The 1,831-nt window shown below is 60.8% G+C and carries 1 protein-coding gene; it reads right to left on the bottom strand.

The genetic code is table 11. From position 1 onward, the window contains the following. Positions 1-1,730, bottom strand: a 1,730-nt coding sequence (locus ACFQ6Y_RS30305; RefSeq protein ID WP_378640533.1) for a condensation domain-containing protein, incomplete at its 3' end; no start/stop codon positions are given. Positions 1,731-1,831: the final 101 nt, after the last annotated feature.

Genomic DNA, 1,831 nt, shown 5'->3' with positions numbered 1-1,831 from the left:
TCGGCATACGTCAACACCACATCACCGAACACCACAGCAACACGACCCGACGACACCTCAACCGCAGCCGCCACCAAACCCGCCAACGTCACATCATCAACACAACGATCCGTAACATTCACACCCCCCAACACCAACCCACGCTCAACCACAGACTCCACCTCGAACGTCTCGACGATCGTGGACGTGTCCGCCACTGCAGCGCTCACCACCGCGACGTATGCATCGACCAACCGCCTTGCGGTTGCCTCGTCGAAGAGATCGGTGGCATAGGTCAGGTGTAGGTCCAGACCGCCGCGAGACCCGTCGGCGGTGAGTGCTTCGTTGAACACGAAGTCCAGGTCGAACTGTGTAGTGGCCACAACGTTGTCGACTTCGGCGATACGTATGCCGTCGAACTCGAGTTCGGTCAAGGCGATGTTCTGCAGGGTCAAACTGACCTGGAAGAGCGGTGAATACGACTGTGAACGAACCGGATCGAGTACCTCCACCAGGCGCTCGAACGGCACGTCGGCGTTCTCGAACGCCTGGAGGTCGAATTCTCGAACCGATTCGAGCAATTCCGCGAAACGAGCGCCAGGCGATACCACGGCACGCAACGCGAGGGTATTGACGAACATGCCGACCAGATCGTCGAGTGCACGCTCTCCTCGGCCTGCAACAGGAGTTCCCACAACCACGTCGTATTCACCGCTGTAGCGCGAAAGCACAACAGCGAGAGCGGCATGCAACACCATGAACGGAGTAGCGCCGTGTTCACGTGCGACCTTCTCCAGTTGCTCGTTCACTTCGGGACTCAGATGTGCAGAGTAGACGGCTCCGCGGCCGGAGGCTTCCGCCGGCCGAGGCCGGTCCAGCGGTAGATCGATCACCGACGGTATTGCATCGAGAGCGGTGCCCCAGAAGTCGAGTTGTCGCGAGATCAGCGACTTCGACGATTCTTCCGAACCCAACGTCTCGAGCTGCCACAACGCATAATCCGCATACTGCACCTCCAGCGGCGCCCACGACGGCACCGCACCCCTGGACCGCGCCTCGTACGCCACCATCACATCACGCGTCAACGGCCCCATCGAGAAACCGTCACCCGCAATGTGATGCACCGTCATCGCCAGAACGAACTCGAACTCGGCAACCTCGAACAGGTGGGCCCGCATGGGGATCTCGGACGTGACGTCGAACGATGCTCCGAGCACCTCGGAAACTCGTTCGAGGAGAACGCCTTCGGACACCCGCTCGGTCGTCAGTTCGACGGGCGCGTCATCAGGCGAGAGAATTCTCTGGAAACCGATGCCGTCCACTTCCGGATACACCGTCCGGAGCACCTCGTGGCGACGCACCAGGTCACCCACTGCCGCAGCGAGTGCCGACACGTCGAGGTCTCCTGAAAGGCGAAGCACCACCGGCATGTTGTACGCCGACGAATCGGGATCGAAGCGGTTGAGGAACCACATACGCGACTGCGCAGGTGACAACGGGATCGTCGACGGACGTTCCCGAGCTGTCAGCGCCGGCCGATTCGAGGACATCGAGGCGTCGAGGACTGCAGCGAGTTCGGCTACCGTCGGCGAGTCGAAGATCGCTCGCAACGGTATGTCAGTGCCTCGGTCTGCGTTGATGCGGCTGATGAGTCTGGTCGCATTCAGCGAATTACCACCCAACACGAAGAAATCATCATCCAACCCAACCCGCGACCCACACCCCAACACCACCGCAAACGCAGCAGCCACCACCAACTCCGAACCAGAAACCGGCGCCCGAAACACCCGCGAACCAAAAACAGGCTCCGGCAACGCCTTCCGATCCAACTTCCCCGCACTCGACAACGGGA

The organism is Rhodococcus sp. NPDC056516 (assembly GCF_042794655.1).
GTDB lineage: Bacteria > Actinomycetota > Actinomycetes > Mycobacteriales > Mycobacteriaceae > Rhodococcus_F.
Note: the sequence above shows the minus strand (reverse complement) of the source record. Positions and strands in the feature narration are given on the sequence as shown.